This is a genomic window from Aliiroseovarius sp. F47248L, assembly GCF_023016085.1.
Classification (GTDB): domain Bacteria; phylum Pseudomonadota; class Alphaproteobacteria; order Rhodobacterales; family Rhodobacteraceae; genus Aliiroseovarius.
Genome location: NZ_JALKBF010000001.1, coordinates 1553540 through 1577419 on the forward strand (window position 1 = coordinate 1553540; position 23880 = coordinate 1577419).

Annotated in this window: 20 protein-coding genes; 12 read left to right on the forward strand and 8 right to left on the reverse strand. The window is 57.5% G+C overall.

The window, feature by feature from the left end:
* Positions 1–69: 69 nt before the first annotated feature.
* Complete coding sequence (locus MWU51_RS07710; protein ID WP_348646722.1) at positions 70–1047, reverse strand: DsbA family protein; 978 nt, start codon at positions 1045–1047, stop codon at positions 70–72.
* 12 nt (positions 1048–1059) lie between these two features.
* Between MWU51_RS07710 and MWU51_RS07715 the strand changes: the two genes are divergently transcribed.
* Complete coding sequence (locus MWU51_RS07715) at positions 1060–2214, forward strand: aminotransferase class I/II-fold pyridoxal phosphate-dependent enzyme (protein ID WP_247036105.1); 1155 nt, start codon at positions 1060–1062, stop codon at positions 2212–2214.
* A gap of 262 nt (positions 2215–2476) precedes the next feature.
* The gene (locus MWU51_RS17060; protein WP_281502653.1) at positions 2477–4567 is read left to right on the forward strand and encodes a Hint domain-containing protein; all 2091 of its coding nucleotides are present in this window, start codon (positions 2477–2479) and stop codon (positions 4565–4567) included.
* 39 nt (positions 4568–4606) lie between these two features.
* On the opposite strand, the gene MWU51_RS07735 is transcribed toward MWU51_RS17060, so the two are convergent.
* The 4 genes from MWU51_RS07735 to MWU51_RS07750 form a co-directional block, all read right to left on the reverse strand.
* Positions 4607–5077 carry a cytochrome c gene (locus MWU51_RS07735; RefSeq protein WP_247036108.1) on the reverse strand — a complete coding sequence of 157 codons (471 nt, stop codon included), beginning with the start codon at positions 5075–5077 and terminating at the stop codon, positions 4607–4609.
* A 70-nt stretch (positions 5078–5147) separates the two neighbouring features.
* A complete protein-coding gene (locus MWU51_RS07740; RefSeq protein WP_247036110.1) occupies positions 5148–5933 on the reverse strand; it encodes a gamma-glutamyl-gamma-aminobutyrate hydrolase family protein in 786 nt (261 codons plus the stop codon).
* A gap of 72 nt (positions 5934–6005) precedes the next feature.
* Positions 6006–6434 (reverse strand): heme-binding protein, encoded by a 429-nt coding sequence (locus tag MWU51_RS07745; RefSeq protein WP_247036112.1) that lies wholly within the window; start codon positions 6432–6434, stop codon positions 6006–6008.
* A gap of 24 nt (positions 6435–6458) precedes the next feature.
* On the reverse strand, positions 6459–8582 hold the full coding sequence (locus MWU51_RS07750) for a malate synthase G (protein ID WP_247036113.1): 2124 nt from the start codon (positions 8580–8582) through the stop codon (positions 6459–6461).
* 189 nt (positions 8583–8771) lie between these two features.
* Between MWU51_RS07750 and pepN the strand changes: the two genes are divergently transcribed.
* Positions 8772–11324 carry an aminopeptidase N gene (gene pepN, locus MWU51_RS07755; RefSeq protein WP_247036115.1) on the forward strand — a complete coding sequence of 851 codons (2553 nt, stop codon included), beginning with the start codon at positions 8772–8774 and terminating at the stop codon, positions 11322–11324.
* 170 nt (positions 11325–11494) lie between these two features.
* On the forward strand, positions 11495–11935 hold the full coding sequence (locus tag MWU51_RS07760) for a PACE efflux transporter (RefSeq protein WP_247036117.1): 441 nt from the start codon (positions 11495–11497) through the stop codon (positions 11933–11935).
* On the opposite strand, the gene MWU51_RS07765 is transcribed toward MWU51_RS07760, so the two are convergent.
* Complete coding sequence (locus MWU51_RS07765) at positions 11917–12513, reverse strand: transglycosylase SLT domain-containing protein (protein ID WP_247036119.1); 597 nt, start codon at positions 12511–12513, stop codon at positions 11917–11919. The two genes, MWU51_RS07760 and MWU51_RS07765, sit on opposite strands and share 19 nt — an antisense overlap.
* Positions 12514–12844: 331 nt before the next feature.
* Between MWU51_RS07765 and gatB the strand changes: the two genes are divergently transcribed.
* Both gatB and MWU51_RS07775 read left to right on the forward strand, forming a co-directional pair.
* Positions 12845–14359, forward strand: a complete 1515-nt coding sequence (gene gatB / locus MWU51_RS07770) for an Asp-tRNA(Asn)/Glu-tRNA(Gln) amidotransferase subunit GatB (RefSeq protein WP_247036122.1) — start codon at positions 12845–12847, stop codon at positions 14357–14359.
* 121 nt (positions 14360–14480) lie between these two features.
* Entirely contained in the window at positions 14481–14894 is a 414-nt protein-coding gene (locus MWU51_RS07775) for a DUF4177 domain-containing protein (RefSeq protein ID WP_247036124.1), read from the forward strand.
* 14 nt (positions 14895–14908) lie between these two features.
* On the opposite strand, the gene MWU51_RS07780 is transcribed toward MWU51_RS07775, so the two are convergent.
* A complete protein-coding gene (locus MWU51_RS07780; RefSeq protein ID WP_247036125.1) occupies positions 14909–15166 on the reverse strand; it encodes a BolA family protein in 258 nt (85 codons plus the stop codon).
* A 74-nt stretch (positions 15167–15240) separates the two neighbouring features.
* On the opposite strand from MWU51_RS07780, the gene MWU51_RS07785 reads away from it, so the two are divergent.
* The 5 genes from MWU51_RS07785 (at position 15241) to MWU51_RS07805 (ending at position 21355) form a co-directional block, all read left to right on the forward strand.
* Entirely contained in the window at positions 15241–15867 is a 627-nt protein-coding gene (locus tag MWU51_RS07785; RefSeq protein ID WP_247036127.1) for a J domain-containing protein, read from the forward strand.
* Between the two features lie 239 nt (positions 15868–16106).
* A complete protein-coding gene (gene cobS / locus MWU51_RS07790) occupies positions 16107–17093 on the forward strand; it encodes a cobaltochelatase subunit CobS (protein WP_247036129.1) in 987 nt (328 codons plus the stop codon).
* Positions 17094–17177: 84 nt separating this feature from the next.
* A complete protein-coding gene (gene cobT, locus MWU51_RS07795) occupies positions 17178–19052 on the forward strand; it encodes a cobaltochelatase subunit CobT (RefSeq protein ID WP_247036131.1) in 1875 nt (624 codons plus the stop codon).
* Positions 19053–19149: 97 nt separating this feature from the next.
* Positions 19150–20949: an aminopeptidase P family protein gene (locus MWU51_RS07800; protein WP_247036133.1), complete on the forward strand. Its 1800-nt coding sequence runs from the start codon at positions 19150–19152 to the stop codon at positions 20947–20949.
* Between the two features lie 64 nt (positions 20950–21013).
* A complete protein-coding gene (locus tag MWU51_RS07805) occupies positions 21014–21355 on the forward strand; it encodes a DUF427 domain-containing protein (RefSeq protein ID WP_247036135.1) in 342 nt (113 codons plus the stop codon).
* A 34-nt stretch (positions 21356–21389) separates the two neighbouring features.
* Here the strand turns inward: MWU51_RS07805 and MWU51_RS07810 are convergent, their stop codons facing one another.
* Positions 21390–22478: an anhydro-N-acetylmuramic acid kinase gene (locus tag MWU51_RS07810; RefSeq protein ID WP_247038768.1), complete on the reverse strand. Its 1089-nt coding sequence runs from the start codon at positions 22476–22478 to the stop codon at positions 21390–21392.
* Positions 22479–22619: 141 nt separating this feature from the next.
* Between MWU51_RS07810 and tyrS the strand changes: the two genes are divergently transcribed.
* Positions 22620–23873, forward strand: coding sequence for a tyrosine--tRNA ligase (gene tyrS, locus MWU51_RS07815; protein WP_247036136.1), 1254 nt, complete (start codon positions 22620–22622; stop codon positions 23871–23873).
* Positions 23874–23880: the final 7 nt, after the last annotated feature.

A 23880-nucleotide genomic window follows, 5' to 3' on the forward strand; every position in this document is an offset into this window, starting at 1 on the left:
GACCGAGCTTTGTTCTGGGCAGAGCTTATCAAGCCCCGCCCGGAAGGTCAGCCGCTAATGGTCGTGGCTTCAGCTTTCTTCGCGCTTGGTGGCGATGATCTGTTCCATTTGCTCAAGCGGCATGTAGCCGCGCGCCATGGTGTCGTGCATGACGAAAGCCGGGGTGCCTGTGATCTGCAAACGCTGTCCCAGCGCCCGGTTCTCGGCTAAGACTTTGTCAACCTCGGGCGCATTCATGCCGTCGGCAATTCCCTGTCCATCCAGCCCCAGATCGTCGCCCAACTTGATCAGGCTTTCGACTGTCACATTGCCCCTGAGGGTGATCAAAGCATCATGCAACGTGGCATAGGCTTCTTCCCCAAACTGGTTCTGGGCCGAAATCGCATAACGCGCGGACAGCATGCTGGCTTCGCTGAGGATTGGGAATTCTTTCAGGATCAGGCGTACGCCTTGGTCCTTTTCCAGAAGCTCTTGCAGAACGTCATAGGATTTTCTGCAGTAGCCGCATTGATAATCAACGAATTCGACAATTGTGATGTCGCCATCGGGGTTACCCGAAACGTGGGAATAGCCGTCGTTGAACAGCGCGTCGGCATTGACCTTAACAAGGTCCTCATCCATCGCATCCTGTGCCGCTGCCTGACGCTGCTCTAGCACACCGATGGCTTCCATCAGCACCTCGGGATTGTCCATAAGATAAGCGCGGACCTCGTCGCGGAAGGCGTTGCGTTCGTCATCCGTCATGCTGGTCAGATCAAACGCTGTGCCCGGCAAGGCCGAAGCCATTGTCAGCGCGGTGGTCAGGGCCAGGGTCCGTGTGAATTTCATGTCGTTCGTCCGTTCTTGTTTGGTCGCACCGCTTAGGCACGCGAATACTCTAGCAATCGGGCGCGCCATGTAACTGCACAATCCCGCGATCATAACGCGTTTATGCCATTGGCGCGGCGCTGCCAACCGGCGACCTGCCCCAACACCTGCGACAAAAACCGCGACCGCGCGCCATTGACTTTGCTGCCCGTCAAGGGCACCCACACGGGCGCGCAGCATAGTGAGGACACCATGAAAAGCTCTACCCGCGGGATTGTCGATCCGTTTATCGTTATGGATGTGATGGAAGCCGCCCGTGCCGCCGAGGCCGCTGGTCGGGACATCATTCATATGGAGGTGGGGCAGCCTTCAACCCCGGCACCCGCCAAGGCACGCGCAGCCCTTGTTGGCGCAATGGAGGGTGAATCGCTGGGATACACTGTATCCCTTGGCCTTCCGGCGCTTCGAGAAGGCATCGCAAAGCTTTATAAAGATTGGTATAATCTGGATATCAACCCGGCACGTGTTGTGGTCACGCCGGGCAGTTCGGGGGCCTTCATCCTCGCCTTCACCGCGCTGTTTGATGCGGGCGACAAGGTGGGGCTGGGCGAGCCAGGATACCCTTCCTATCGCCAGATCTTGAAGGCCCTGAATCTGACGCCGGTGGGCATTCCGACCCGCGCGGAAAACCGCTTGCAACCGGTGCCGTCCGAGATCCCCGGCGATCTGGCCGGGCTAATCACCGCCTCGCCCGCCAACCCGTCGGGCACCATGCTGGACCACGCAGCCCTTGAAAGCCTGATCAGCACCTGCCACGCGCAAGGCACAAGTTTCATCGCGGATGAGATCTATCATGGTCTGCAATACGAAGGCCGTGCGATCTCGGCGTTGGAAGTGTCCGACGACATTTATGTTATCAACAGTTTCTCGAAGTATTTTTCGATGACCGGTTGGCGTGTCGGCTGGATGATCGTGCCGGAAGATCACGTGCGACTGATCGAACGGCTGGCCCAGAACATGTTCATCTGCCCCTCGCATGCCAGCCAGATTGCCGCCCTCGCCGCGCTTGATGCGCGCGATGAGTTGGACGCGAACCTTGCCACCTATGCCACCAACCGCCAACTTATGATCGACGAGCTGCCGAAGATCGGTTTCGACAAAATCGCGCCTCCAGATGGCGCGTTTTATATCTATGCCGATGTCAGTGACCTTACCGATGACAGCCGTGCGCTTGCCGCTGAAATCCTGGACAAGGCAGGCGTCGCGGTGACCCCCGGACTGGATTTCGACCCGGTGCGCGGGCATCAGACACTGCGGTTTTCTTATGCGCGGTCGACCGATGAGATCCGGGAAGGGCTAACACGGCTGGCTAGGTTAATGGCGACCCGGTCCTGTGATAAGCGCTGACACGCAAAGCGAATCAGCTTTGCTGCGCACCTTTGATCGACCTATCAGAAAACGGTCATTTTCTACGATCGGTGGACAATGCAGCACCCGAGACCAGTTTGACGCGTCCCTCCCCTAAAATAGTGAGGTGCCGAATTTCAAAATCATGAATTATGGCGCTTTTTTCTATATTTTGTCTTTTCTTTGCCCGGTTGACGTTTAAGTAATGGAACTATCGGAAGGTGGAACTTCCAATAGTGTTAACGAATGTATGAGTATTTAAATGCCCCAGGGTTATCTGGTTCAACTTGGCGACTATTCGCTGGATGCAGGCGACAGCATCGGCGGCCCACTGGTAACCTTCACGACCACTTCGACTATTGGTGCGGGCGAATGGGTTTGGTCTGGGACCTATAATGGCACCACATATACAAACACCACCGAACCCGGCGTGTATTACGAAGCATCGGACGGGAACGTCTATTTCGTACCCGATTACGGCCCCGTATCCACGATTTCATCATCTTCGGTGGTGTCAGCACCCGCCTATGCAACAGATGATGGGGTTCTGACCGGTACGTCGGGTGACGACGTCATTGATGGCAGCTTCACCGATGAAGACGGCGATGTGGTCGATGGTGGCGATGGCACCGGCGTAGGCGGCAATGACGATGTGATTTTCGGCTACGCGGGCAACGACACAATCGCGTCCGGTGCGGCAAATGACACAATCGAAGGTGGCGAAGGCAATGACACGATTGATGGCGGCGCAGGTGATGATGTCATCTATGGCGACGACAAACCGCCGGTTGACACAACTGAAGTTCTAGACTGGAGTGCGCAAGGCGGCGACGGTACCAATCTAAGCGCGGGTTTCACTCAAAACACCGGCGAAATGGACGTATCCGTCAGCTTTAGCAGTGATGGGACCAATGCGCCTGTCTATCGGGTCGAGACAAGTGATACGACCTATGTCGCAGCTGGCGAGGATTTTGACAACAATTCGAGCCTGTACCTTTATGGTAGCGGCGATGGAACGACGTCGACGACGACAATCGATTTCGCAGCTGCGGCAGGCAGCAATTCGCTGGATGATGTTCAAAATGTCTCGTTCCGGATCAACGATGTGGACTGGGGCGCTGGTAACCACACCGATATAATTACGGTGAACGCGATTGACGCCGCCGGCAATCCGGTGACCGTCACCTTGACACCGGGCGGCGGCGACACCGTGTCCGGCAACACAGTCACCGCCAGCACGGCAGCTAACAGCCAGAACCAACTTGACGGATCAGTTCTGGTCGAAATCTCGGGGCCGGTCAGCGAGATTGAGATTGTTTATGGCAACCTTCAGTCTGGCACACAGGCGATCTGGGTCTCGGATGTGCATTTTGAAACGATCCCCGATCCGTCCGTGGGTGGCAATGACACCATCGATGGTGGCGATGGCGATGATGTCATCTATGGTCAGGGCGGCAATGACACGCTAACCGGCGGCCTGGGTGCCGACACACTGGATGGCGGTGATGGCACGGATACGCTGAACGTTGCGGCTGGTGACACCGCTTCGGGCGGTGCTGGATCGGATACGTTCAATCTGGATGCCGCGACGGCGCTGGACGGATCTGGCCCGACAATCACCATTGATGGTGGCGAAGACGACGATGACGGCGACACCGATACACTCTATCTGAACCACCTGGTCGATGACTGGAACGATGTGGTTTTCGATCCGGGGAATTCAGAGAACGGGACCGCGACCCTTTCGGACGGCACCACCCTGACTTTCACCAACATCGAAAGCGTGATCATCTGCTTTACCACGGACACGATGATCCTGACGGAGCGTGGTGAACGCCCCATTCAGGATCTTCGCCCCGGTGACATGGTCGTAACCCGCGACAACGGGCTGCAGCCTATTCGTTGGATGGGTCAGAAAACGGTGTCGGGCACCGGAAAACTCGCCCCGATCCAGATCGCTCAGGGACAGTTTGGGAATGACAAGCCTCTGCTGGTCTCGCCTCAACACCGGATGGTTTATTCCGGGCACGAGGCCACATTGCTATTTGCCCAACGCGAAGTGATGGTGCCAGCCAAACACTTGCTGGATGGTAAAGGCGTCGTGACCAAACCCATGGATCAGGTGACCTATTTCCACATGATGTTCGATCGGCACGAGGTTGTGTTTGCCAACAAAGCAGCGACCGAGAGCTTCCATCCGGGCCATGAAGGCCTTGGTGCCATCGAAGCTGCCGCGCGAGAAGAGTTGTTTGTGCTGTTTCCCGACCTGCGCGCAGACCCGCGCCATTATGGCGACACAGCTCGCATGGTATTGAAGGGTTATGAGGCGCGCGCCCTACCCCGCGTTGCTTAGAGCGAAAAGTGGGTGTCCGACGGGCACCCCATTTACCCTTCAATAGATGCCGTTTTCTCGCTGCACCGCGCGAATGAAATCAATGACACTTGTCACTTCAGCACGGGTAATACCCGTGACCGGTTCCATATTGCCAAATTTCCAGTGATGAGCCTGTACGCCAAGCTCGGCGGCGCGGTAGAAAGCAAAGTCAGCGTGGTGGGACGGCTCGTATATTTTGTGAATTAGGGGTGGCCCTACCCCGTCAACACCCCCGGCGGTGTTCCCATGGCAGGACGCGCATTTCGCGGTAAATACCTTCTGGCCGATCTGTTGGGCGTCATCCAGCGTCGGCATCTTCACCGGAACAATCTGATCGTTTGATGCAATATCTGCGGGCATGGCGTCATTATCTGTCGTCGTTGCTTGCGTATCTTGCGAGCCGACAAGACGCGACACGCTGAGACCCGCCAGAGAAACAACAACCAAGGCAATACCAGCATAGACCACAGTTGTGTTGGCTCGAATCATGAGAACTCCTTTTCTTAGCCGCCACCATGGGCGTTCCAGCTACAGGAAGGTCAACACAGAAGAATGCAGATCAGGCGACAGAAGACCGCATGGGACGCTGTTTATTCGATCTGGCAGCCCACATGCGCACCGCATCCCCAAAGGCGCGAAACAAGATCTGTGACACGGGATCCTGTGTGGCTTGGTATTCTGGGTGCCATTGCACAGACATCGTGAAGCCCGGCGCATCCTTAATCACGATGGCTTCTGGCGTACCATCATCGGCGTGACCTTCGATCACAATTCGCGACCCGGCGGTTTTGATCCCCTGCCCGTGCAAAGTGTTTGTGCGCACACAGGTGGACCCCAACAGCCTGTGAAAGGTTCCGCCTTCCTCAAAATGCACATCATGCCGGATGGCAAACTTTTCCTCCAACGTGCCGTCCGGCGGCATCCGATGGTTCATGCGCCCGGGTAAATCGCGAATTTCGGGATAGAGCGTGCCGCCCATGGCGACGTTGACCTCTTGAAACCCGCGGCAGATGCCAAAGAAAGGTTGGCCGCGATCAACGCAAGCGCGGATCAGGGGCAAGGTGATGGCATCACGGCAGCGGTCAAACTCGCCATGTGCTTCTGTTTCGTCCTCGCCATACTCTGCGGGGTGGACGTTGGGACGCCCGCCGGTGAACAGAAAGCCATCGCAGGTGTCTAGCAGTTCATCCACCGTCACGAAGCGCGGATCAGATGGCACGATCAGTGGCAGACAGCCTGAAACCTGCGAAATTGCTTCGGAATTCATCGTCCCGCCGGCGTGGGACGGATATTGGTCATTAATCAAATAGGCGTTGCCAATGATTCCGATGATGGGCCGTGTCATACCTGCTCCGGGAAATAGGTTTGATTGCAAAGAATACTGGAACGCATGAAGCCGCACAACGGGGGATACAGTTTACCCTTCTGCCACAAGACCGGCAGCTGTGATCCCTGCATCCCCTGCGGCCATGTCGTTTTCGGACGTGTCGCCCGTGACGCCAACACCGCCAACGACATCGCCCGCGGCGTTCCGGACCACAAAGCCACCCGGCACCGGCACCAACTTACCACCATAGGCCGCATTGGCCGCGGCGATGAAATAGGCTTGGGCCTCGGCACGGTCACGTTGTGCGGTGCCTCCGATGCCCAACATGACCGAGCCATAAGCCTTGCCCAGTGCCAATTCGAACCGCCCCACGGGCGCACCGTCTGCCCGTTCAAAAGCGATCAGATGCCCACCCGCATCGACCACAGCAACCGACAGGGGTTTCATCTTGGTCTTGCTGGCATGGTTTAGTGCTTCGCGGACAATTAGGCGTGCGGTGTCCAGTGTGATCTTGTTCATCTCAGTCCTCCTTCAGAGGTTGGCTTATCCCGCCATCTGTGCCTTTTTGGCCAGTCGATGTGCGTGAAGCATGGGTTCAGTATAACCCGAAGGTTGCGCGCGTCCCTTGAAAACAAGATCACAGGCAGCTTTGAACGCTTCACCATCGAAGTCTGGCGCCATCGGTTCATAGGTCGGGTCGCCGGCGTTCTGGCCATCCACTTTCACCGCCATGGAGCGCATTGCATCCATCACCTCGTCTTCTGAGACCACGCCGTGATGCAACCAGTTAGCCAGCGCCTGACTGGAAATCCGACAGGTTGCGCGATCCTCCATTAGCCCAACATCATGAATGTCGGGCACTTTCGAGCATCCGACACCCGCGTCGACCCAGCGGACAACATAGCCAAGAATGCTTTGTGCGTTGTTTTCGATCTCGTCACGGATTTCGGCGTCAGACCAATTCACACCTTGCGCGACTGGAATGGTCAGTAGATCCGCCAACGTGCCACGCGGCCCAACGGCGGCGATCTCGTCTTGACGGGCCAGAACATCGATCTGGTGATAGTGGGTTGCGTGCAATGTCGCGGCGGTCGGGCTTGGCACCCAAGCGCAGTTTGCACCCGCTTTGGGGTGGCCGATTTTCTGTTCCAGCATATCCGCCATCCGGTCTGGCATCGCCCACATACCTTTGCCGATCTGCGCTTTGCCACGCAACCCGCAGGCTAAGCCGATATCAACGTTGCGATCCTCGTAGGCGCTGATCCAGGCGGCGTCTTTCATATCGCCCTTTCGCACCATCGGACCGGCCTCCATCGAAGTATGAATCTCGTCCCCGGTGCGATCAAGAAAGCCGGTGTTGATGAAGGCCACGCGGTGTTTTGCCGCCCGGATACATTCTTTGAGGTTCGCGCTGGTGCGCCGTTCTTCATCCATAATGCCCAACTTAACGGTGTATTGCGGCAGGCCCAGCATCTCTTCGACGCGGGTGAAAATCTCATCCGCAAAGGCAACTTCATCCGGCCCGTGCATCTTGGGTTTCACCACATAAATCGAACCTTTGACCGAATTGCCATCATCGCGCATCAGGTCATGCATCGAACACAGCGTGGTGATCACGGCGTCCATAATTCCCTCGGGCACTTCCTGTCCGTCGCGGTCCAGAATGGCCGGATTGGTCATCAGGTGGCCAACATTGCGCACCAACATCAGCACCCGGCCTTTATGGGTCACGGGCGTTCCGTCAGGCGCGGAATAGTGGATGTCATCCGCCAGCTTGCGGGTGATGGTTTTGCCACCCTTCGCAACCTCTTCGGTCAATGTGCGATCCATCAGACCCAGCCAGTTGGAATAGGCCAGAACCTTATCTTCGGCATCCACGGCCGCCACGCTGTCTTCGCAATCCATGATTGCCGACATCGCGCTTTCCAGACGAATGTCCGAGATACCGGCCCGGTCTTGCTGACCAACGGGTGTCGTATCATCCAAACGAAGCTCGATCATCAAGCCGTTGTTTTTCAAGTAGATTCGACCCTCGGCATGACCTGCGAATTGCGCAGGATTATTCAGCACGGGGGCCAGTACACCACCCTTTACCGACACGTCATCAATTTCCGCCCAGCTGCCACTTGCCAAAGGTACCGCCTGATCCAGAAAATCACGCCCCCAAGCGATCACACGCGCGCCATGTTCGGGATCATAGCCACCCGGTTTAGGAGACGCGCCAAGCGCATCAGTGCCATAAAGCGCGTCATAAAGGCTGCCCCAACGCGCGTTCGCCGCGTTCAAGGCAAACCGAGCATTCATGATCGGCACCACCAGTTGCGGGCCGGGAATCTCGGCGATCTCGGGGTCTACATTTGTGGTTTCAATGTTGAAATCCGGGCCTTCGGGGACAAGATATCCGATCTCTTCCAGAAACGCACGATAGGCTGCGGCGTCATGCGGTTTGCCAGCACGGGCTTTGTGCCAGTCGTCCACCTGTTGCTGGATCGTTTTGCGCTTTTCCAGAAGGGCGCGGTTCTTTGGGCCAAGCTCGTGGATGATATCGGCAAACCCGCGCCAGAAGTCGTCATATTTCAAACCTGTCTTGGCAAGCGCGCGCGTTTCAAGAAAACGCCCAAGCTCGCGATGTACAGAAAGCCCTTTGCGGTCGATATAGTCGCTCATCCCCGGTCCCTTTGCCCAGCAGTCTCGAATTTGCGGTAGACTCTCGCATACAGCAGCTTTTCGCAAGCGGGATTTCTTGCCCCTGTAGATAAGCAAAACTTAATCGTCGTCCGCGCCATGCTCTTGCCTTGCAGCCTTCGGATGGCGGGTCTAACCTGCCGACTTGCACGCGAGCCGAAAGGACATCTGATGACCGACACCGCACCTCAACCCGTTTACCTTGCCGATTATACCCCGCCTAACTGGCTGGTCGAAGAGGTGTCGTTGACCTTCATGCTAAACCCAAAGGCGACACGAGTGCGATCCACGATCCGCTTTGTCCCCAATCCTGATGCCACGTCGCGCAACTTTTTCCTGCATGGTGAGCAGCTTAAGCTGGTCCGCGCTGCCATTGACGGGGCCGAGGTCACGCCCAAACTGGTCGATGACGGGCTGACAGCAGACGTGCCCGATGCAGCCTTCACATGGGAAGCTGAAGTCGAAATCAGCCCGGAAACGAACACGGCGCTGTCCGGCCTTTACATGTCGAACGGCATGTATTGCACCCAATGCGAGGCCGAAGGGTTTCGCCGCATCACATTCTATCCCGACCGTCCCGACGTGATGGCGCCTTTCAAGGTGCGGATCGAAGGCGACATGCCGGTGCTTTTGTCCAACGGCAACCCGGCCGGGTCAGGCAACGGTTGGGCTGAATGGCACGACCCATGGCCCAAGCCCGCCTATCTGTTCGCTTTGGTGGCCGGTGAGCTGATCGCCCGCGAAGACAGTTTCACCACCATGTCGGGCAAAGAGGTGGACCTGAAACTGTGGGTGCGCCCCGGTGACGAGGGCAAAACCGCGTTTGGGATGGAGGCGCTGAAAGCCTCGATGAAATGGGACGAAGAGGTTTACGGGCGTGAGTATGATCTGGACATCTTCCAGATTGTTGCCGTGTCCGATTTCAACATGGGGGCGATGGAAAACAAGGGGTTGAACATCTTCAACACCTCCGCCGTACTGGCCAGTCCCGAAACATCCACGGACGCGAATTTTGAACGGATCGAGGCCATCATCGCGCACGAGTATTTCCACAACTGGACCGGCAACCGGATCACTTGCCGCGACTGGTTCCAACTGTCGCTGAAGGAAGGGCTGACCGTGTTCCGCGACCAGCAGTTCTCGGGCGATATGCGATCCAAGGCCGTGTGCCGGATCAACGATGTGTCTGCCCTGCGTGGCCGCCAGTTCCGCGAAGACAACGGCCCTCTGGCCCACCAGGTGCAGCCCGACAGCTTTGTCGAGATCAACAATTTCTATACCGCGACCATCTATGAAAAAGGCGCCGAGCTGATCGGGATGATGAAAACACTGGTCGGCGAAGAGGAATATTACAAGGCGTTGGACCTCTACTTCACCCGCCATGATGGCGAGGCTGCGACCATCGAAGATTGGGTGCGCGTGTTCGAAGACAGCACAGGCCGCGATCTGACCCAGTTCCGCCGCTGGTACAAACAGGCCGGGACACCCCGAGTGAAGGCGGCGGATGACTTCAAGGATGGCACCTATACGCTTCATTTTGAACAAGAAACACCGCCCACACCGGGGCAGGACGAAAAGTTGCCGCAGCATATCCCAATCGCCGTTGGCTTGATCGGCCCCAACGGGGACGAGGTGGTCGGCACGCAAGTTCTGGAGATGACCGAGGCCAAGCAGAGTTTTTCGTTCGACGGTCTGGGTGCAAAACCTACGCCGTCGATCCTACGCCACTTCTCGGCGCCAGTGATCTTGCAGCGTGATAGCACGCCGCAGGAGCGTGCCTTCCTGCTAGCCCATGACACCGACCCGTTCAACAAGTGGGAAGCCGGGCGCACGCTGGCCAAAGAGGTGCTTGTGGCGCTGATTACCGGCGAAGACGGGCCATTGGACGCATATCTTGACGCGATTGCGGTGATGTTGCGCGACGACAGCCTTGACCCGGCCTTCCGCGCGCTGACGCTGGGGCTGCCAAGTCAGGATGATCTGGCGCAGACGTTGTTTGATGCCGGTGTCACACCTGACCCGCAGAAGATTTACAACGCGCAGCAAACGCTGTGGCAGGCCATGGCGGAGCATGTGCATGACCTCCTGCCCCGCATGATGGCCGAAATGGACGTGACCGAGCCGTATGCGCCGAACGCAGAACAAGCCGGCAAGCGTGCCCTTGGCCTTGGCCTGTTGAACCTGCTAAACCGTCTGGACGGCGGGGCCGCGGCGCAGGCGCTTTATGACCGGGCGGACAACATGAGCTTGCTGCTGGGGGCGTTGGGGTATCTGCTGCAAGTCCAGAAAGGCGAAGCGGCGCTTTCTGATTTCCGCAGCCGCTATGAAAATGACGAACTGGTCATGGACAAATGGTTCGCCATGCAAGTCGCCCATGCGACGCCTGAGACAGCGGCGGATGTGACAGAGAGGCTGACCAAGGACCCCGCGTTCAACTGGAAGAACCCCAACCGCTTCCGCGCCTTGTTCGGCGCGCTGGCCATGAACCACGCAGGGTTCCACCATGTGTCCGGAAAGGCTTATGCGCTGACGGCAGACTGGTTGATCCGGCTTGATCCGGTGAACCCGCAGACCACAGCACGGATGACAACCGCGTTTGAGACGTGGCGCCGCTATGATGCAGATCGTCAGGACATGATGACGGCTGCCTTGAAGCGCATTCAAGCGATTCAGGGCTTAAGCCGCGACAGTCAGGAAATGGTCGGGCGGATGTTGGGCGACTGAGCATTCGTCGAACTTTGAACAAGGCGGACCAATCAGGTCCGCCTTTTCGCACCCAGTATATGCAACCTGATTGACACGCCCCATCACAATCCTATCTTAGAAAGGGTGAGGACGACCTCCCCCAACATGGGAAACCACACGGGACGGCCCGGACCTATCAGGGGCCAAACATGCGAACGAACCGCGACCGAATCCGACACGCAATTAGCTTTGAAATCATCGGCATTCTTCTGGCCATCCCGCTTGGTTCTTTGGGATTTGGTATGCATGCCGGCGACATCGGGGTCGTTACAATCGCAGCTGCGACCATCGCGACCGTGTGGAACTATTTTTATAACATCCTGTTTGATCGCGCGATGCTGAGGATCAAGGGAAAAGTGATCAAGAACATGTTCGAACGGGTCGTGCATTCCGTTCTTTTTGAACTTGGTCTTTTGATCGCAACCCTACCACTGATCGCGCTGTATCTGGGTGTCAGCCTATGGCAGGCGCTGTTGATGGATCTAGCATTCGTCCTGTTTTACTTGGTCTATGCTTTTATCTTCAACTTCGTCTATGACCTTGTATTTCCTGTGTCGGACATAGACGATTATCAACCCGCAGAGCAGTAGGGCTGATCTTTGATCCACGCCCGCATGGCTTCGCGTTTGCGCTTGGAATGAAACGGTCCCCAATCAGCCGCCACGCCGCGCATACCCTGCGATACCACGTTGTCACGCGGCACGGTCACAGACATGATGCGGATCGCGCAGCTCAGGTTCAATTCTCCGTTTTTCAATGCATCGCCAGAGCGTGCTTCGCATCCATACCCACGTGCGGTGGCCGGAAGGATTTGCACAAGGCCATACCATTTTCCACCGCCACCGACGGCGGTCTGGCGCCATGTGCTTTCGTAGAATGATAGGGTCGACAGAAGTCCCGTCCAGAAGGCGTTGCGGCCGATTGTGTCCTGCGCCTCGTAGCCCGGGCACCAGGCGTCGATGTCATCGGGCACGGTTTCCGACAGGATCGTCCCATGCGATTCCAGCGCCTGCATGGTGGCGTCTGTCCAGGCCGAAGCTTGCGGCTTGGTATCCCATTTCATCGTCAACACCGGCGCACGCACCCCGCGCGAGCCGAATATGTCGTTTGCCTGCGCAGCTGGGGCAATCATCACCGCCGCCAACAGGCCCATAATAAGTCGTTTCATCGTCCCTCGCTCAGGTCCGGTTGCGTTCTCACTCAAATCATCCCGGCCTCGTAAGGGGGGCGGTTGCATTAAGCAACCTCACGAATGCGGCAGCGCAGCAATTGGCAGAGTCTCGCTGATATTCCTTGTGTGCAAGGCCGGTATGCGCTCACGCTTTTCTACTCATACCAGAAATTCGCCCCAATGCTGCACCGCAGCACAATCTTATGGCGATAAACCCGCTATTGCGGGTCGCACGACGCCCTACGCCGTGTCCCGCCCGCAACCTCTTGCCCCGCGCCTGCACCTGCCCTAGAAGGCCAGAAGATCACGAAACACGGGAAAAGAGCACATGCTGGATCATCTCGCCTATGAAGCCCCTGCCGTTAAAACCATCGCCGGAGCCAAGGACGATTGGGAGCTGGTTATCGGGATGGAAATCCACGCGCAGGTCAGCTCCAATTCCAAACTTTTCTCAGGCGCGTCCACTACATTCGGTGCCGAACCCAACTCGAATGTCGCCTTTGTGGACGCTGCCATGCCCGGCATGTTGCCCGTGATCAACGAGTTTTGCGTTGAACAGGCGGTGCGCACAGGGTTGGGCCTGAAGGCCGAGATCAACCTGTTTTCGGCGTTTGACCGCAAGAACTATTTCTACCCGGACCTGCCGCAAGGCTATCAAATCAGCCAGCTATATCACCCTATCGTGGGCGAAGGCGAAGTGATCGTAGATATGGGCCCCGGCGTGGCTCGTAAGGTGCGCATCGAACGCATCCACCTTGAACAGGACGCGGGAAAATCGGTGCATGATATGGACCCGAACATGTCCTTCGTGGACCTGAACCGCACCGGTGTCGCCTTGATGGAGATCGTCAGCCGTCCTGATATTCGCGGCCCCGAAGAAGCCGCCGCCTATGTGACCAAGCTGCGCCAAATTCTACGTTATCTGGGCACCTGCGATGGCAACATGCAAAGTGGCAGCATGCGCGCGGACGTGAACGTCTCGGTCTGTCGACCGGGGCAATATGAGAAATACATGGAAACGCAGGATTTCGGCCATCTCGGCACCCGATGCGAGATCAAGAATATGAACTCGATGCGGTTCATTCAGGCGGCCATTGACTATGAGGCACGCCGGCAGATCGCCATTTTGGAAGACGGGGGCGAAGTCACGCAGGAAACGCGCCTATATGACGCCGACAAGAATGAGACGCGGTCGATGCGCTCCAAAGAGGAAGCACATGATTATCGTTACTTCCCCTGCCCTGATCTGCTGCCTCTGGAAATCGAACAAGGCTGGGTCGATGACATCGCCAAGACCCTGCCCGAACTGCCGGACGAGAAGAAAGCCCGCTTCGTAACGGGGTTTGGCCTGTCCGAATATGACGCGAGCGTTCTGACCGCTGACGCCGAAAGTGCTGCCTTCTTTGAAGCCGTCGCTGAAGGTCGCGACGGCAAACTGGCCGCCAACTGGGTCATCAACGAGTTGTTCGGTCGTCTGAAGAAAGAAGATCATTCGATCACCCAGAGCCCGGTCAGCCCGGCGCAACTGGGCGCTATCATCGAACTGATCACCAAGGGCGACATCTCGGGCAAGATCGCCAAGGATCTGTTTGAGATCGTCTATACCGAAGGCGGCGACCCGGCCAAGATCGTTGAAGATCGTGGTATGAAACAGGTCACCGACACTGGTGCCATCGAAGCTGCGGTGGACGAGGTCATCGCCGCCAACCCCGCACAGGTCCAAAAAGCCAAAGAAAACCCGAAATTGGTGGGTTTCTTTGTTGGTCAGGTGATGAAAGCCACCGGTGGCAAAGCCAATCCAAAAGCGGTCAATGATATCGTGACCGCGAAACTGGGATTGTAAACCTAGCCCGCTGAGCGTGGCTGGGCCGCGCTCAGGCGGAATTCCGCAAGCCGTTCAATCCTCTTTGGTAGGCCGGGCGCCGATCGTTTAGGGTGCGCCAGCCAATTTAAGGAAACATGCCATGACGCAGTTCGAATATGAAGCGATCCCCGCCCCGCGCAAGGGCAAGAAGGCCCGCGGGATCAAGACCAATGAAGACCGGTTCGCACATGCTGTGACCGAGCTTTTGAATGATATGGCAGCGGATGGCTGGGAATATCTGCGCGCCGACACGTTGCCTTGCGAAGAACGCTCTGGATTTACCGGGCGCACGACCGTTTACCAGAGCATTCTGGTGTTTCGCCGCGCCTTGGTGGTGGATGAAGCTGTGGAAGCAGAGGTCGACGAGGCACAGGACGAACCGGTCCACCGTGCGCCAACCATTGCGGCCCCAATTGATGTCGAGGACGCCCATAAGGCTCCGACCCTGCCGTCAGCCGAAGAAGCAAACACAGTCAGCGAGCGCGCGCCTGCCATCAACCGTCAGGAAACATAGCTTGACGCGGTGACTTAGCTGGCCACGTCCAACGCCAACGCGTGTATCTGCCCGACCAGTTCAGCCCCCAGTGCGGCGTGAATCGCCCGGTGACGGGCAACGCGCGTCATTTCGCCGAACATGGACGCGCGGATCACGACGCGGAAGTGACTTTGCCCGCCCTCCTGATAACCCGCATGCCCCCTGTGGCTTTCACTTTCATCAATAACTTCAAGATGTTGAGGCGAAAACGCTGCATCCAACGCCTGATAAATCTGGTCTGCCCTGTTCATTTCCTGCCCTTTCCCTCTTCAATCAGCTTGAAAATGCAGTAAACTCTCGGGTCCGAGTCGAAAAGAGTATTCCCATGCCCAACAACGATCCTTTTGGTTTTGATATGTCGGTTTCGGCCGCCAAGAAAAAGAACCCACGCGGCAAGCGTGGGATGTCGGGGGCATTCGAAACCTCGAAACGGGTGTGTGAGCACGATGGCTGCCAAGAACAGGGCCAATATCGCGCGCCGCGTTCGCCTGATCATCTGGATGAGTTCAAATGGTTCTGCAAGGATCACGTGCGGGAGTATAATCTGAAGTGGAACTTCTTCGACGGGGCGCCAGAGAACGAAGTCCATGAACAGTTCGAAAAAGATCGCGTGTGGGAGCGTGAGACCAAACCGTTCGGGTCAAAAGATGAACAACGGGCTTGGGCGCGCCTAGGTGTGGATGACCCCCATCAGGTGCTGGGTGAAAACGCCACACGCAACCCCGGTAAGTCGATCACTGGCACCCGCAAACTGCCGCCCACCGAACGCCGTGCCGTCGATATTCTGGAAGCCAAGGACCACTGGACCAAGGCCGAGATCCGTAAAGCCTATAAGAAGCTGATCAAGGTGCTGCACCCAGACATGAACGGCGGTGATCGGTCGCAGGAAGAACAGTTGCAGCAGGTGGTCTGGGCGTGGGATCAGATCAAGGAAAGCCGTAGCTTCAAGTAAGGCACCGCCGGCCTGAGTTGCAGGAGGGGTATAGGGGCGTTGCCCCTCTACGCTGCGCGCATTCACCCCAGGATATTTGAGGCCAGAAGAAACAGAGAGAAGCTGTCGGGCCAGTTCCATCTGTTTCTGGGACCAGCATGATCTGGCGTCATAAATCTCACCCTCTTCCCCTTGAACCCGTCTCGTTGATCAGGCATCAAAGCCGGGTTGCGACGCGCGAGGCAGAAGGAACTACGCAGATGGCTGACGGCACACAGGATATGAACGCAAAACCCACCGAAGAGATCTCGGTTCGCGAGGTTTTCGGCATTGACAGCGATATGCATGTCAAAGGCTTTGCCGACCGCATGGAACGTGTGCCCGAAATCGACAGCACCTACAAGTTTGATCCTGACACGACATTGGCAATTCTTGCAGGGTTTTCACACAACCGTCGCGTGATGATCCAAGGCTATCACGGCACCGGGAAATCGACCCATATCGAACAGGTTGCTGCCCGTCTGAACTGGCCCGCCGTGCGAGTGAACCTTGACAGCCACATCAGCCGGATTGACCTGATCGGGAAAGACGCGATCAAGCTGAAAGACGGGATGCAGGTCACCGAATTTCAGGAAGGCATCCTGCCGTGGGCGCTGCGCAACCCGACCGCCATTGTGTTCGACGAATACGACGCAGGCCGCGCGGACGTGATGTTCGTCATCCAGCGAGTGCTGGAGCATGACGGCAAGCTGACCCTGCTGGACCAGAACGAGGTGATCACCCCGCATCCATCCTTCCGTCTTTTTGCGACAGCAAACACCGTGGGTCTGGGCGACACGACCGGGCTGTATCACGGCGTGCAGCAGATCAACCAGGCGCAGATGGACCGCTGGTCTCTGGTCGCCACACTGAACTATCTGAGCCACGACGCGGAAACCAACATCGTGCTGGCGAAGAATCCACTTCTGAACACCGAGAAGGGTCGCAAGACCGTGGCCCAGATGGTCACCGTCGCCGACCTGACCCGCACCGCGTTTATGAATGGTGATCTGTCGACTGTGATGAGCCCGCGGACGGTGATCAACTGGGCGCAAAACGCGCATATCTTCCGCTCGGTCGGGTATGCATTCCGCCTGTCCTTCCTGAACAAATGTGACGAACTGGAACGCCAGATCGTGGCCGAGTTCTATCAGCGTTGTTTCGACGAGGAACTGCCGGAAAGCGCAGTGAGCATGAGCTTGGGGTGATCAGTGATCGCTTGATATCCTTCTGCGATGTCCCGTCTCAAGATCGGGCAGAGCCGACTTACGGGACTTCGATAGGCTGATCCAATGAAAAAACCCACCGACAACCCTGCTGATCCGTTCAAGAAAGCGCTGGCTGAGGCGACGAAGACGCTTGCCGACGAGCCGGAGCTATCGGTCAGCTTCACGGTGGACCCGTCGGGGGTGACGAAGGACGCGATGCGGCTGCCGCAAGTCACGCGGCGGATGACGCGGGACGAGGTGTTGTTGGCGCGTGGCACGGCGGATGCCTATGCGATGAAGCTGCGCTATCACAACGAGGCGACCCACGCGAAATACGCCCCTGCCAGCGGCATGGCGCGCGAGATTTACGAGGCGATGGAGACCGCCCGTTGCGAGGCGATGGGCGCACGCGACATGCCGGGCACGGCGGGCAACATTGACGCGAAGATTGAAACAGACGCGATGCGCGCAGGCTATGACCAGATCACCGCCACCGCCGACGCGCCCTTGGCAGTTGCCGCGGGGTATCTGATGCGCCATCTGGCCACGGGGCGCGACTTACCCCCTGCTGCGGCCAACGTGATGAATCTGTGGCGCGACTTTATCGAGGGTCAGGCGGGCGACCATCTGGACAATCTGGGCGAGAAGCTGGGCGACCAGCAGGAATTTGCGCGCTTTGCCCGTCAGATCATTGAAGATCTGGGCTATGGCGATCAGCTTGGTGACGACCCGGACAGCGAAGACGACCAGGCCGAGGATGACGCCGAACCGGATGAGGATCAGGCCGAGGACGATCAGCAAAACGAGCAATCACAGGACGATCAGGAAGAAGAGGCTGATCCAGAACGGTCGCAAGAGGATCAGATGGATCAGTCCGAAGCGCAGGTGTCTTTGGATGACATGGCCGAGGACGAGATGAGCGACGAGGCGGAAATGCCCGAGGCGGACGCCCCACTGGAGCCGCCCTCGCCGCCACCAGCGTCGGACGCGGATCCCGATTATCTGGTCTATAACAACGAACATGACGAAGAGATCATGGCCGAAGATCTTGCCGAACCGGCCGAATTGGAACGCCTGCGCGCCTATCTGGATCAGCAGTTGGAGCCGCTGAAGGGCGCTGTCAGTCGTCTGGCGAACAAGTTGCAACGGCGGCTTCAGGCTCAACAGAACCGGTCGTGGCTGTTTGATCTGGAAGAAGGCATTCTTGACGCAGGTCGCTTGGCGCGCGTCGTCGCCAACCCCACAACACCACTGTCGTTCAAGATGGAAAAGGATACCGAGTTCCGCGACACGGTGGTGACGTTGCTATTGGACAATTCAGGGTCCATGCGGGGGCGCCCGATCTCGATCGCGGCGATCTGTGCCGACGTCTTGGCGCGCACGCTGGAACGCTGTCAGGTGAAAGTCGAGGTTCTGGGCTTCACCACCCGCGCTTGGAAGGGTGGGTTGGCGCGTGAAAAATGGTTGGCCGACGGCCGCCCGCAGCAGCCCGGTCGCCTGAACGATTTGCGCCACATCATCTATAAGAAGGCCGACGCTCCGATGCGGCGGACCCGCGACAATCTGGGCCTGATGATGAAAGAAGGGCTGTTGAAGGAAAACATCGACGGCGAGGCGCTGGAATGGGCGCATCGTCGGATCACGGCCCGGCCCGAGCAGCGTAAAATCCTGATGGTGATCTCGGACGGGGCGCCGGTGGACGATTCAACTTTGTCTGTTAACCCTGCGAATTACCTGGAAAAACACCTTCGTGACGTGATCGCAATGGTTGAAAAACGCAAACAGGTCGAGCTGTTGGCAATCGGGATCGGCCATGATGTCACACGGTATTATGACCGCGCTGTCACCATCACGGATGTTGAACAATTGGCGGGCGCGATGACAGAACAGCTTGCGTCACTATTTGACAGCGACCCACGGGCGCGGGCGCGTCTTTTGGGGATCAAGAAGGTCAGCTGACCCCTTTCCACCGACTTCATTTCACGGCATGTTGCGCGCGAGCAGCGATGACATCGCGCACCCCTTTTCTGATCACGCCAGAACCCGGAGAACGTCCATGTTCCAATCCTTTGACACAACAGCCGACCCGACACATGGACCCGTCCGGTTAGACCGATTGCGCCGCGCAATGGCGATGAAAGGTTTGGACGGCTTCATCGTGCCGCGCGCGGATGCCCATCAGGGCGAATATGTTGCTGCGTGTGATGCGCGATTGCGGTGGTTGACCGGGTTCACCGGGTCCGCCGGGTTTTGTATCGCTTTGAATGACCATGCAGGGATTTTCGTGGATGGACGTTATCGCACACAGGTGCGCGCGCAGGCTGACATGAAGGCGTTTACACCGGTCCACTGGCCCGAAACGCTGCCCGGCCCGTGGTTGAAGGAGACACTTGCTGGAAAGGTGGCCAAGATCGGATTTGATCCGTGGCTGCACACCAAAGGCGAGATCGAAACCATCGAGAAAGCGCTTGAAGGCACAAAGATCACGTTGCTCCCTACCGACAATTTGGTCGATCAGATCTGGGACGACCGTCCCCCTGCCCCCAATGGCAAGATCATCGAACAACCCGTTGAATTTGCAGGCATGAACAGTGCAGACAAGCGATCAGAACTGGCCGATGGATTGCTGTCAGCGGGGCAAAAATCATGCGTGATGACTTTGTCAGACAGCATCGCATGGATGCTGAACATCCGCGGCGATGACCTGCCTAGCATTCCTGTTGTGCAAGGCTTTGCGATTTTGGGTGACGACAGCTCGGTCGCGTTTTTCACCTCGGAAGGACGTGTGGTCGAGGCACAACTGGACACAGATGTGTCGCTGCACCCGGTCAAGGACTTTGCAAGCCACTTGAAGACCCTCGACGGCCCCGTGCGCGTGGACAAATCGACCGCACCGCTGGCGGTGTCGCGTATTCTGGAAAAGGCTGGAATATCCGTCGATTGGGGCAGCGATCCGGCGATCCTGCCCAAGGCGCAAAAAAACCCGACCGAGTTGAAATGCGCACGTGAAGCGCATCTTCGCGATGCCGCCGCCGTAATCGAGTTCTTAACTTGGTATGATGCAGAAGACAAAGCCACGCTGACCGAGATTGATCTGGTCAAGACACTGGAAGAAAAACGCCGCGCTTCAAACGCGCTTTTGGACATTTCGTTCGAGACGATTGCCGGTGCCGGGCCGAACGGGGCCATCATGCATTACCGCGTGACGAATGACACGAACCGCCCGCTTGCCCCCGGTGATCTGGTGGTTCTGGACAGTGGTGGACAATATCGTGATGGCACCACAGACATCACCCGAACTTTGCGGGTCGGTGACGTGGGCGATGAAGAAAAACGCTGTTATACCCGCGTCTTGCAAGGCATGATTGCCTTGTCGCGCGTCTATTTTCCAAAGGGCCGCACGGGCCGAGATCTGGATCCGATCGCCCGCTATCCGTTGTTTGCGGCGCATCAGGATTTCAACCACGGCACCGGGCATGGCGTCGGGGCCTATCTTTCTGTGCATGAGGGGCCGCAACGGTTCAATTCAATCTCGGATGTCGAACTACTGCCAGGCATGATCCTGTCAAACGAACCGGGCTACTATCGCGAAGGGGCATTTGGCATTCGGTTGGAAAACCTGATCGTGGTGGAACAGGCAACTTGCCCCGCCGGCGGCGACGCCGAGCGCGAGATGTTGTCCTTCGAGACGCTGACCTTTGTCCCTGTCGACACCAGCCTTGTGATCGCCGACATGCTGTCCGGCGAAGAACGGGCTTGGCTGAACGACTATCACGCAACATGTGTCGAAAAGCTGACGCCGTGGCTTAGTGACGCTGCGTTGCAGTGGCTCAAATCGGCCTGTGCGCCTATTTGACACGCGACCTTCACATAATTTCTGATAATGTCCCGCGCGAGTGACCTGCAAAACGAGGATGACCATGGCTGACCAAATCAAGATCCGGCCCGCAGAAGGAAAATGGACCGTTCGTGCAGGTGGTGCCGTGCTTGGTGAAAGCCGGTCAGCGTTGGAGGTGACCGAGGGCAATCGCGCCCCGGTGATCTATTTCCCCGCGGCTGATGTGGCGATGGCGTTTCTGGACAGAACCGACACGGTCACCACTTGCCCCTATCGCGGCGAGGCCCGGCACTATTCGATCCAGACGAAATCGACGGTGATCGAGGATGCAGGCTATATGTATGACGCGCCGGTCGAAGGATTGTCCGAGTTGAAGGACCATCTGGCTTTTTACGCCGAGAAGGCAACAGTTGCCCGCACTTGATCGCCCGAATGCGCGGTCAATGATCCCTTCTCGTTTAATCCTTTTTAGGAGTCGCGATATTACCCCCGCCGACAGCGGCGGCGACGCCTGTCGTGGTTGGCGCTGACGTGGTTAGCCCCCGCGCCACCCGCACCGCAAGATACGCAAAAGCCTGTGCCTCAAGCATATCGCCGTTTAACCCAGTGGAGTCGATGTCTTCGACCGGGACGGACAACCGCGTCTGAATTTCGTCCATCAGCGCCGCGTTGTGACGCCCACCGCCTGTCACCAGCACCCGCGTTGGCGGGGTTGGACAGTGTTCCATCCCGCGCGCAACAGCCGCCGCAGCACAGGCGGTCAGCGTGCGCAGGGCATCGGCATCCGACAAATCTTTGACCATTGCGGGAAGGTCTGGAAAGTCATTTCTATCCAGTGACTTGGGAGGCATCCTGTGGAAATACCGATGGCTTAGGAACCTGTCCACAACCGCCTCGTCGGGCGTCCCTGACAACGCCAGCGCGCCGCCTTCATCCCGCGATCTGCTTAACCGTTCCTGCATCAGATCGTCCAATGGTGCATTCGCGGGGCCTGTGTCAAAGGCCAGACAAGCATCAGGTGCTTCAGGCGTGGGACGCGATGGATCAACCCATGTCACATTGCCCACGCCGCCCAAATTCAGAAAAACCATGGGCGCATCAGCTTCGATAAACCGCGCACAGGCGTGATGAAAAAAAGGCGCAAGCGGTGCGCCTTCTCCGCCCAGCTTGACGTCTGCACTGCGGAAATCCCACACCACCACCAATCCGAGCGATTGTGCCAATGTCTGTCCGTCACCCGCCTGATGGGTGCCCTTCCCCTGCGGATCATGAGCAAAGGTCTGTCCGTGAAACCCGACAAGAACGGGTCTCGGGTCATTTTGCAGCAGACTGGTGATCGCCTGCAGATGCACAGCTTCAACGATTTCAGCGGCGGCAGGAACTTCGGGCGCATCCTGCCATTTGCCCAAAGCCCCTCGCAGGGTTTGGCGCTGCGCATCGGAATAGGGATGAAACACGGTCGGACCAAACCCGGCGATCACATCGCCATCGGTTTCAACCAGTGCTGCGTCCACCCCGTCAAGCGATGTGCCCGACATGCAGCCCATCGCCCAGACTGGTCCCTGCCCCAACTGCACACGCAAGGCGCCCTTGTTTCCAGTCTTGTCGACGGTTTTCAACACGCTCTTTTCCTTTTCCCGCCCCCCGTCTATATGGGGGGTTCAATGATCAGGATGGACCAAAAGAACATGACCTACCACCCAAAATCCGACTTCATGCGTGTGATGATCGAGCGCGGCTTTCTGGCCGATTGCACCGATTATCAGGCGCTGGATGATGCGCTGATTGCGGGGGTGGTTCCGGCCTATATCGGTTATGACGCAACCGCGCAGTCGCTGCATGTGGGACACCTGATGAACATCATGGTGCTACGCTGGTTGCAAAAATGTGGCCACAAGCCCATCACCCTGATGGGTGGCGGCACCACCAAAGTGGGTGATCCGTCCTTCCGGTCAGACGAACGCCCGCTGTTGGGGCCGGAGCAGATCGAGGCAAACATTGCCGGGATGCAGCAGGTTTTTGCAAAGTTTTTGCGCTATGGCGACGACGAGACAGACGCGATCATGCTGAACAACGCCGAATGGCTGGACGGGTTGAATTACCTTGATTTCCTGCGCGACATCGGGCGGCACTTCTCGGTCAACCGGATGTTGTCGTTTGAAAGCGTGAAATCGCGGCTGGACCGCGAGCAAAGTCTGAGCTTTCTGGAATTCAACTATATGATCCTGCAAGCCTATGATTTCCTTGAGCTGAACCGCCGCTATGGCTGCCTGCTGCAAATGGGCGGATCTGACCAGTGGGGCAATATCGTGAACGGGATCGACCTGACCCGTCGCGTCTTGGACAACGAGATTTTCGGCCTGACAACACCGCTTCTGACCACATCTGACGGGCGCAAGATGGGCAAGAGCCAAGGTGGCGCGATCTGGTTGAACGGTGACATGCTCAGCCCGTACGAGTTCTGGCAGTTCTGGCGCAATACAACAGATGCCGACACTGGCAAGTTCCTGAATATTTTTACGGAACTACCGGTCGAGGAATGCAATCGCCTGGGCGCGCTGGAAGGGGCCGAGATTAACGAGGCCAAGATCATTCTGGCCAATGAAGTCACGTCCCTTCTGCATGGTGCAAACGCTGCCAAGACCGCCGAAGCGACCGCGCGTGAAGTGTTCGAAAAGGGTGGTGCCGGGGATGACCTGCCGACATTGACGTTGAGCGCCGATGATCTGGGTGAAGGCATGTCCATTGTGCAGCTTTTCGTCAAATCCGGTTTGGCCAAATCCGGTAAAGATGCGAAACGCCTGATCTTGGAGAACGGGGCCAAGGTGAATGACGAGGCACTTACGGATGCAGGGCGAATGGTGGCTGCGGCAGACCTTGGTCAACCTATGAAACTGTCCGCCGGGAAAAAACGACACGCGCTCGTGGTGTTGAACGTTTGATCGACAT